Genomic DNA, 10,208 nt, shown 5'->3' with positions numbered 1-10,208 from the left:
ATGCGGGCCAGGAAATCCACCTCAGCAGCGGCATGAAAGTCGTGCTTGAAGCGGGGGCGGAACTGACGCTCATTGGCGGCGGTAGTTTTATCAAGATCGATGCCGGCGGCGTGACCATGAGCGGGCCGGTGATCAATATGAACTCCGGCGGCAGTCCCGGCAGTGGCACGGGCGCTGCGCCGCTAATACCCGGCATCCTGAAACAGGCCGACGCCGACAAGGCCGGCCAAGTGCTGACCCCGGCCCAGATCAACACCCTCAAACGCAACGCACCATTCTGCGAAGAATGCGAAAAATGCAAGGCAGGTGCCTGTGCCATCTGATCGACTGACACCCAAGGATTGGCTGGCACAACAGCCGCTGCAGACTGGCGAACGCCTGTACCTGATCATCAGCGCAGCGAGCGACAGCGACGCCCTGAAAAACCTGTACCTGACCGAACCCACCGCCCAGCTCCTGCCAATCTGGGGCGGCACGCCCTACTCCACCTGGCAACCGGTGATGCCCTACGTCACCGAGCTCAAGTCCAACTCCGCATTCCTGCCGTGGATCGCCGAAACCGACGCACTCGACTGGGGCTGGTTGGCGGTGTCGCGCTCGGAGCCGAACGTCGTGTTCGAGCATCTGCGCAGCCTGACGCAGGTGAAGATGCCGGATAGCACCGAGGTGTTTTTCCGCTTCTGGGATGGGCGGCATATCTACCCGATCCTGCATGGGCTGGGGGAAAAAGCCGGGGAAGTGATGCCGATGTTTGAGCGGTATTTGATTAATGGCAAGGCCCTTGAGGTTGGGCCGAGGGCGATGCCGAGAGTGAAGGATTGGCCGTGGTGGGAGGTGCCGAAGGATTTGTTGGATGGGTTGATGGCCGAGAACCCTTCGACCGTTATCGGCAACATGATGCAGTGGCTGCTGGATGAGCATGCCGATCTGTACTTCTCGTTCCCTGAGTCGAACTTGAAACAAAAAGTGGCGCGATTTGTAAAACGCACGCCGCTCACGGAAGAAAATTTTACCGGCCTGCTGAAGGCCCATCTGGAAAGTGAGGTAGATGTATGAGCTTGGGCGAAACTTTTATTTATCTCACCGAGAAACAGCCGGACGAAAAAGAGATAATCTCCGATTTTAAGAGCTGCCTCTCGGAATATCGCTCTTACGCCACATATTTGGATGGCCTTGATGTGGAACAACAGTTCAAGGTCGGCGACGAAGTGGCAAAGGCAGCGCCTAAGGACAGCAAAAAAAAAGCCGTAGACTATGCTACATGCCCTGAAAACGGAAAGCTTACACTTATTCATAGTTTCGAATCCGCACGATTCGTACCAATTGGAAACACTCCAGTCGTACTAGTCCCCGTCGATACGACAGGCAAGCCGATGGGGGCTGCCATAAAAAAGCAAATCGGCCCTACCGGGATCGAGGTCATTCCTGGTCTGACGCCTCATCAGCGATATATGGTGACCTTCTTTCCCAATCCTACATCTGCAGACCTCAAACGTTTGTTCGATTCCTACGATGGCGTCATTGGTGATTTGGCGACATGGTTAGAGAACGAATGGAAGATAACATGCCTGCCGCTCTGGAAAAAACACAACGAAGCATCCCTGTCTGAGAAGTTTTTTCAAAAATTACAAGCTGACTGGGATGGATTCTGGAGCTTCGTGATGAGTATATGGGGCGATATAAAATCGCTCTACAAATTGGTTGCGCACCCTCTAGATAATTATAAAAAACTCGAAGAATATTTCACCAAAGAACAAATCAAAGAAATCTATAACTCATCGAAAGAGTCACTTCGAACCGCATTCTTGATTGCATGCGATGAACCACTTCTGTGGGTTTATGTTTATGCAGTTTGGTCTTGGGTCACTATGCTGCCGCCGCAAACGCGCGCTGAGGTTGTCGCAAGACTCAAGACTGAAATCGTTTACATCATCCTCGGGATTATCTTCACCGCTGGTCTTGGCATTGCATTACGTGCTAGTGCAAAAGCGGTCAAGTCAACGTTGCAGGCTCAAAAAGCTTTCGAATTGGTAGAGAAGGTCACAGCCAAGCTGATTGAGATCAGTCGTATTCGCTTCAAAGCACACGCTGAAGCAGCCGCCCCGGTAAGGCTTTCTGGTGTAGGAGTAACCAACGCAAGCAAAAAAGCAGCGGCGGAGATCTTCCCTCATACGCCGGCACAATCGGTCGTTCCTCCAAAACATCCCACACCGGCGGCCGGTGCCAAAGTTGAACCAGACTCTCAGGTTCACGCGAGGAGCAAAACTCAGAACGAAACCCAGCTGCAGCAAATAGAGCCGGTTCAGAACGTTCCGGAACAACCGAAGAACCCAGCAGACAAACCCAGCGACTGTGTAGCAGCAACGTGCAAGAACGGTGATCCGGTTTCTATGGTAACCGGAGAAGAGTTGCTGACGCTTACCGATGGTACGCTGGCTGGACTGCTGCCCTTCGAATGGACGCGTCTGTATCGCAGCAGTGCAGTTGAAATAGACAGTCGTCTGGGTCATGGGTGGAGTCATTCGCTTTCCCACAGCTTGCAACTCGATAATGAGGGCGTGCTGTGGACTGACAATGAAAACCGCCAGACTCGCTTTCCAACACCGACTGAACAACGTCCGGCCATTACCAACAGTCTGGCTAAGGCGGCAATTTTCCTGGGCGATGCGCCTGGAGAGCTAATCCTCAGTCAAGCCGGATCAACAGTACGCTTCTACCACTTCCGTGCCGGGCGCCTGACAGCTATCAGCGACGCCTACGACAACCGGTTGCACATCAGCTACGACCTGGTTGATCGTATTCAGCGCATCGATAACAGGGCTGGTCGCTCACTGCTTTTACGTTACGACGACAGGCACATCGTCGCAGTCGATTACCAGCAACAGCGTTCAGAATACAACGAGCGTGGTGAACGCCAGGATCCCTGGGTGACCCTTCAGACACTCGTCAGCTACCGCTACAACACGCAGAAACAATTGGTCTCCTCGACCAATGCTGCCGGCGAAAGCGAGCACTATCGTTACAACGACCAGCACGTCATCCTTGAGCGTCAACTAGCGGGTGGCGCCAGTTTCTTTTGGGAATGGGAATACGAAGGTAAGCACTCCCGTTGTATCCGTCATTGGACGAACTACTCGTCACTCGAAACACGATACGAGTGGGACGATAACGGATCGGTCACCGTATACAACCCCGATGGCAGCGAGCAAATCTATGTGCATGACGAAAATGCACGCCTGGTCAGCGAAACCGCAGCAGACGGTGGTGAAACACAGAAGGCCTATGACGATGATGGGCGACTGGTTGCGGTCAAGGATCCGTTGGGCGCTGTCGTCGAGTACCAATACAGTAAAGCTGGCCGCCTAATTGCGGTAACTCCCCAGGAAGACGAGCCTACACGGTACAACTACTTCAACGGCCAGCTTGTTGATGTTCAATGTGGCAAGGCACGTTGGCAGTACATCCGTAACCGTCAAGGCGACATCACCCAGCAAATCGACCCTGAGGGTAACGAAACCCACTACAGCTACGACCGCCATGGCCGCCTGCTGGAAATTCGTCACCCCGACGGCAGCCGTCATCAACTGGGCTGGAACAACCTCGGTCAGTTGCTGGAAGAGCGCTTGCCCGACGGTGGCCAGCGTAAGTACCGCTATGATGCGCTGGGTCGGCAGATCACCCGACAGGACGAATTCGGCGCCATCACTCAATACCAGTGGGACGCCGCCAACCGTCTAACGCAGGTCACCCTACCGGGTGGCGCGAGCCGTACGTATGCTTACAACGCGTATGGTCGCGTTACCGCCGAACGTGACGAGCTCGGTCGTATTACTCGCTACGAATACGCCGACAACCTGCATCTGCTCAGCCGCCGCATCAACCCGGACGGCAGCCAATTGCGCTACCGCTATGACAATGCCGGCCTGCTGCTCACTGATATCGAAAATGAACGCGGCGAGCACTACCACCTTGACTATTACAGCAACGGCCTGATCCAACAGGAAACCGGTTTCGACGGCCGCCGCACCGCATACGAATACGACCTCAAAGGCCAGTTGCTGAAGAAAACCGAATTCGGCGACGACGGCAGCGAACTGGTCACCGAGTATCAGCGCGATGCTGCTGGTCGACTGCTGGTGAAAACCCTCGCCGATGGCGAAGAGATTCACTACAACTACGACGCCCTGGGTCGTCTGGTGAATGTCGACGACGGACACTGGCCGCTCGCCTACGAATACGACGTGCAGGATCGGCTGATCACCGAGCACCAGGGTTGGGGCACCACGCGCTATGAATACGACAGCGTCGGACAGCTGAGTCACTGCCGCCTCCCCGACGGCAGCACACTCGACTACCGTCATCTCTCGGGTGGACGCCTGAGCAGCATCGACCTCAACGGCTCACGCCTCACCAGCCACCAATTCAACGCCGGTCGCGAACAGCAGCGCCAGCAGGGCCTGTTGCTCAGCCAATACCAGTACGACGAACAAGGTCGCCTGCAAGCGCACAGCGTCAGTCAGCGTGAAAAAAACCTGTTCCAGCGTCGCTATAACTACGACGCCAACGGCAACCTCGCCAGCATCGACGACAGCCACAAGGGTAACCGCAGCTTCCATTACGACCCGCTGAACCGCTTGACCAGCGTGCGTGGCGCGACACCGGAAACCTTCGCCCACGACCCAGCCAGCAACCTGCTCGGCCAGAACAACGAAGGCACAGCCAACCTCGCCAACGTCAAAGGCAACCGCCTGCTGATGCAAGGCGACCGCCATTACGACTACGACGCTTATGGCAACCTGATCCGGGAGCGTCGCGGCACCGGCCAGAAACTCGTCACCGAATATCGCTACGACTGCCAACATCGACTGATCGGCGCAAGCCTGCCGGGTGGCAGCACCGCGTCCTACAAATACGACGCCTTCGGTCGCCGCATCGAGAAAACTGTTGATGGCCATACCACCGAATTCTTGTGGCAAGGCGAACGCATGATCGCCGAAAGTGGCGACAACCGTTATCGCACTTACATTTACGAACCCGGTAGTTTCCGTCCACTGGCGATGCTGGACGGCGAAGGCCCGCGCAGGGCAACGCCGTTCTACTACCAGCTCGATCATCTGGGCACACCGCAGGAACTCACTGACTACAGTGGCGAGATCATGTGGTCCGCGAAGTATCGCGCCTACGGCAATCTTGCCGCGCTGGACGTCAGCGAAATTGACAACCCGTTGCGGTTCCAGGGTCAGTACTTTGATGCGGAGACAGGCCTACACTACAACCGTCATCGCTACTACAATCCGGGGACTGGGCGGTTTCTGACTCCGGATCCAATCAAGCTTGCGGGTGGCTTGAACAGCTACCAGTACGTGCCTAACCCTACAGGGTGGGTGGATCCGTTGGGGCTAAACAACTGCCCCCCTCCCGAGGTAGATGGGCAAGAGTCCCTATTAAAGCCCCCTGAAACTGCCGCTACGGTAAATGAGGGTGCACCGAAGGCTCCGGGACCTGAGCATGGTAAGAATCCTGAGTTTTTCAAGACTGAAACCACATGGAAAGCAAGCGGAAAAGGAACGGGTAATGAATATAAAGTCTTCCAGCAGGACATTGACTGGAGTCTAGAACACAAAGGCGTGTCTAATTTGGATAGAGCGAAAGATGGTGGTGCACCTTACATTATGAAGGATGGAGTTCCTCAGCAGCTTCAGTTACACCACTCAAGGCAAAATGGAAAGGGTCCGCTTTTTGAGTTGAGTCGAAAAACTCACCTGACCACTTTGAAGGGACGAGGACGAGAAGCGGTGCATCCTTATGGGCACAGCCAACACCCAGAGCAGCCTGTAGATAGGGAACTTTTCAAGAAAGAAGTTCCACAATACTGGAAAGACCGAGCAGCCGAGGCTTCGAAATGATCCCTAATGAACTAGTAAAGCTTATTGAGAAACAACCTGGTGACATTCATCGGAAAGATAAAAAATCCGTTTTGAAAGAACTGGCAGTGTTAGGTATAGACCCGAGCAGTGAACTGGCCGAGTTTTTTTTAAACTACACCATAACTTTTTTCAAAAGCAGTTCTTCAGATGAGGAACTATGTGACATCGCCGATCCCAGTAACGAAATAGAGGTCGGCACAGATTTTATTCAGGAGGTGTGGGAGCTTCCAGAAAATTTCATTTGCCTTACAAATGTTCAGGGCGAGGGATGCTACCTGTACGAAAAAAAAAGTGGTGAGGTTTTAGATTTTAGCCTAGCTAAGCGAGATGAGTTCTTGGCTGGCACAGTGCAGAAAAAATGGAGCGGTTTTTTTGAGTTCCTGACTTGGTATCTATCGTAATGCAGATTTGTTATTTGTGAAGTTGCACCGGCTCACCAGCTTTGCGCCCAAATAACTGGGTTTCCGTGGTTTGGACAAAGGTCCGGCCCAGTAACCAGAATCCATCATGTCAAGGCTCAAGACGTAGCAGTACCCCTGCTCGTCCATCAGCAGCGCGCCTTGGCCATGATGGATTTCGGGGATGCTCACCAAGGTACTGCACGGGCACTGCTGCCACTCAAGGAATTCTTCGCTGTAATGCAGATGTTCAAAGGTGCCAAATTCGACATCCTTGTAGCGCACTCCTCGCCAACACTGAAGGTGCCAACCTAAAGCGGGCAATTTTTTCAAACACCGCCGCGGCCGGGTGTTCAAGTGTGACGAAGCCCGGCAATGGTTCGGTGCAAGTGGTACAGCCAGCGTGCGGCCAGAATCTTTGTTAGCAAAAACAAGGTGCATTTCTGACAGACGCCCGCCTGGCTATTTCAGAACCTCGGCCTCATTGCGCGCCGCCCTCCATCAAGGGCTATTTTTTCAGCTACCTGTTCAAATGCCTGACCGAAATCGCCAATACTGTTGATCATCTCGAAATACCACTGAAAAGACTCCTGCACGAAATCCTCATCCGAGACCCTATCAGGGTACATTGAATCGACACCAGAATCGTAGTCACTTTGGGAATGACCGCTTCTGGCCCAGAGTGTGTAAAAACGTTTTTCAGCGCGATTGGTATCCAAAGTAGAACAGCAAATCGCGTTTCTACGCAAAATCTAGGTCTGCAACCCAGCCGATAAACTTAAGATTTGGCATAGAAGCGCCAACTTCAATTTTGGATCAGCGTTTTACACACTCTGGGCCGGAAGGTGCCGCTTTCAAACGTCCGCTTTTGGCCGAAAGCAGCCCCTCATTCCCTGCTAATCTCCCCCCCATGAAAACCGCCATCATCTCCGACACCCACGGCCTCCTCCGCCCCGAAGCCATTGCCGCGATCCAGGGCGTCGACCTCATCCTCCACGCCGGTGACATCGGCAATCCCGAAATCCTGGAGCAACTCTCCCAAATCGCCCCCACCCACGCCGTACGCGGCAACAACGACCTGCACCTCCCTTGGGCCGCCACCCTCCCCGATCACCTGACCCTCACCCTGAACGGTTGGCCAACCCTGCTCACCCACGACATCGCCGACGTCCCGGCCCTGCTCAGCAGCACCGTCAAACTCATCATCACCGGTCACTCCCACAAACCGCTGATCGAATGGCGCGGTGATCGTCTGTACCTCAACCCCGGCAGCGCCGGCCGCCGGCGTTTCAAACTGCCGGTCACGCTGGCTTTGCTCGACGTCACCCCTGACGCGCTGGAACCCCAGCTAATCCACCTGCTGCCCTGAAACTTTTCCTCTTGCGGCGCCCTGATCACCTAACCTCATAGACTGTGTGATCAATTCGAGCCCGCCCGTCCATGCGCAACACATTGAAGTCGCTGTTGTTTATCGCGCTCACGCTGCTGATTCCTGGCGGTTTTTCGCTGTGGGCGGCGGATCTGCCGGCGCCTTCGCAGGCGGCGGCCGCGCCGCTGCCGGTGATCAGTCAAAGTGATCTGCAAGCCCTGCAACTGCGCCTCGACGGGCTCAAGCAACAGATCTCGTCGGCGAATAATTACAACCAGCTCGAAGGGCCGCAGGATCGGGTGCAGGCGTTCATTCTGGATGTCGATCGGTTGTCGGCGTCGTTGTTGCCGCAGCAGGCGCAACTGGCGGTGCAGTTGGGGGTATTAGGGGCGGCGCCGGATACGGGGGTGGCGTCGGAGCAGGCGGATATCGTCGCGCAGCGGGCGTTGTTGGCGGAGCAAAAGAACAAGGTGGATACGACGCTGAAGAATCTGGCGGCGTTGAAACAAAGTGCGGCGGACCTGATTACGCAGATTGCGGGGATTCGGCGCACGTTGCTGGAGAGTGAGCTGACGCTGCGCACCAACAGTGTGTTGAGCCCGGATTTCTGGTCACCACTGGTCAAGCCTCGGCAAGATGATCGGCAGCGGTTGAGCTTTTTTATCGGTCAGGTGGGCAACACGTGGGCCACGGTTTGGGCGCCGGGGCAGCGTTTTTTTACCAGCGTGCTGGTGTTATTGGCGCTGGCGATCTGGACGTTCGGGCGGCGTTTGGCGGAGCGTGGGTTGACGTGGCTGTGTATTCATCGCATGCCGGAGGGGCGTGTGCGGCGCAGTGCGTTGGCGGCAGCTTCTGCGCTGGCGACCATTGTCACCACGGGGATTGCCCTGCAAATCCTGTTCTATGCCTGCACTCGGCATGCACCGTTGCCGCCGATGCTGGAGACGTTTTCCCAGGAGTTTGAAAAGGTTGTGTATGCCTGTGTGCTGATCACCGGGCTGAGCCGTGCGCTGCTGTCGACCAAGCATCCGTCGTGGCGGCTGCCGGCGATTGCCGATCCGGTGGCGCTGGCGCTGGAGCCCTACCCGCGCATTATCTCCGGCGCGCTACTGGTGTTGGTGACACTGGTGCAAGTCAGCAACGCCACCGGCATGAGCAGTCAGATTGTGCTGGCCGGGCGTGGCGTGATCGCGATGGTGGTCATGGCGATCATCGTGACGATGCTGCTGCGCGTCAGCAAAGTGCGCAAGGCGCTGATCGCGGCCAACGATCCCTCGGCGGCAGGCAACACGTTTGCCGGGGTGATTTACACCGTCGTCAGCGTTTCGATGTTTGTTTCAACGATTGCGCTGCTCACGGGTTATGTGTCGCTGGCGCGGTTTATCACTTATGAGGTGGTGTGGGGCTACATTGTGTTGTCGGGTTTTTACTTGCTGATCCAGGTCATCAAGGATGGCTGCGAGTATGTGTTTTCGCCCAAACATTCGAGCGGCAAGGCGCTCAAGCAGCTGCTGGGGATCGGGGATCGGCGGCTGGATCAGATCTCGATTCTGCTGTCCGGTTTCAGTCGCGCCGGGCTGATGCTGCTAGCGGTGATTGCGCTGTTTGTCGGCGGTATCGGCACCACGTTCGGCCAGTTACTGAGCAACATCATGGCGATCCTCGGCGGCGCCGGGTTGCGCAAGTTGAACATCGTGCCTGGGCATGTGCTCAACGCGGTGCTGGCGTTGTTGATCGGCATCTACCTGATCCGCGCCTTGAGCCGTTGGCTCGACAATGAGTTTCTACCCAAGACCGATATGGATCCGGGCATGTGCGCGTCGTTGAGCACGCTGTTTTCCAATATCGGTTATGCGGCGGTGATTCTGCTGACGCTGTCGTCGCTGGGCGTGCAGTGGACCAATCTGGCGTGGATCGTCAGTGCGCTGTCGGTGGGGATCGGTTTTGGTTTGCAGGAGATCGTGAAGAACTTCGTCTCGGGCCTGATTCTGTTGACGGAGCGACCGGTAAAGGTCGGCGACTTGATCAGCATCAGCGGGGTCGAGGGAGATATCCGGCGGATCAACGTGCGCGCCACGGAGATCCAGCTCAGTGACCGCTCGATCGTGATCGTGCCCAATTCACAACTGATCTCGCAGAACCTGCGCAACGTCACCCTGGGCGGCAGTGCTCAGGGGGTGGCATCGCTTGAGTTGGTGTTCCCGCTGGATATCGATCCCGAGGAGGTGAAAGAGCTGCTGCTCAACACGTATCGAGAGAACGAAAGCATCCTCGATAAACCGGCGTCGTTTGTGCGCTTCAGCAAATTGTCGCCGGAGGGAATTACGCTGACCATCACGGGATATGTGGGCAGCCCAAGGATTGTCGGGGTGACCAAGAGTGATTTGTTGTTCGAGATTCTCAAGCGATTGGGGGCGGCGGGGATTGCCTTGGCGACGCCGCCGCCGGCATGAAGGGGTTATTCCGCAAGCGCCTATCAGCCTGCTTTTTAGGTCTTTATTGCCGGTCAGAGGG

5 protein-coding genes and 1 pseudogene are annotated in these 10,208 nt (G+C 55.8%); all 6 read left to right on the top strand.

Features of this window, described 5'->3' with window-relative positions; translation table 11 throughout:
• Window positions 1-323 (top strand): annotated as a pseudogene (locus CKW18_RS10655) (DUF2345 domain-containing protein); the annotation flags it as partial.
• Window positions 313-1,056: a DUF4123 domain-containing protein gene (locus CKW18_RS10650; protein ID WP_095188755.1), complete on the top strand. Its 744-nt coding sequence runs from the start codon at window positions 313-315 to the stop codon at window positions 1,054-1,056. The pseudogene CKW18_RS10655 and the gene CKW18_RS10650, both read left to right, overlap by 11 nt.
• Window positions 1,053-5,906 carry an RHS repeat-associated core domain-containing protein gene (locus CKW18_RS31475; RefSeq protein WP_095188754.1) on the top strand — a complete coding sequence of 1,618 codons (4,854 nt, stop codon included), beginning with the start codon at window positions 1,053-1,055 and terminating at the stop codon, window positions 5,904-5,906. Before CKW18_RS10650 ends, CKW18_RS31475 begins: the two co-directional genes overlap by 4 nt.
• A complete protein-coding gene (locus CKW18_RS10640; protein WP_095188753.1) occupies window positions 5,903-6,328 on the top strand; it encodes a hypothetical protein in 426 nt (141 codons plus the stop codon). Before CKW18_RS31475 ends, CKW18_RS10640 begins: the two co-directional genes overlap by 4 nt.
• 907 nt (window positions 6,329-7,235) lie before the next feature.
• On the top strand, window positions 7,236-7,694 hold the full coding sequence (locus CKW18_RS10630) for a metallophosphoesterase family protein (RefSeq protein WP_095188751.1): 459 nt from the start codon (window positions 7,236-7,238) through the stop codon (window positions 7,692-7,694).
• A gap of 71 nt (window positions 7,695-7,765) precedes the next feature.
• Window positions 7,766-10,147, top strand: a complete 2,382-nt coding sequence (locus CKW18_RS10625) for a DUF3772 domain-containing protein (protein ID WP_095188750.1) — start codon at window positions 7,766-7,768, stop codon at window positions 10,145-10,147.
• Window positions 10,148-10,208 lie beyond the last annotated feature (61 nt).

Origin of the sequence: Pseudomonas sp. Irchel 3E19 (assembly GCF_900187585.1) — a bacterium.
Taxonomy (GTDB): domain Bacteria; phylum Pseudomonadota; class Gammaproteobacteria; order Pseudomonadales; family Pseudomonadaceae; genus Aquipseudomonas; species Aquipseudomonas baetica.
This window is presented reverse-complemented; position numbering and strand designations above follow the sequence as displayed.

Coding starts and splice junctions, on each gene's coding strand:
- CKW18_RS31475 (WP_095188754.1), top strand. CDS start 1,053: ATGAGCTTGGGCGAAACTTTTATTTATCTCACCGAGAAACAGCCGGAC.
- CKW18_RS10640 (WP_095188753.1), top strand. CDS start 5,903: ATGATCCCTAATGAACTAGTAAAGCTTATTGAGAAACAACCTGGTGAC.
- CKW18_RS10630 (WP_095188751.1), top strand. CDS start 7,236: ATGAAAACCGCCATCATCTCCGACACCCACGGCCTCCTCCGCCCCGAA.
- CKW18_RS10625 (WP_095188750.1), top strand. CDS start 7,766: ATGCGCAACACATTGAAGTCGCTGTTGTTTATCGCGCTCACGCTGCTG.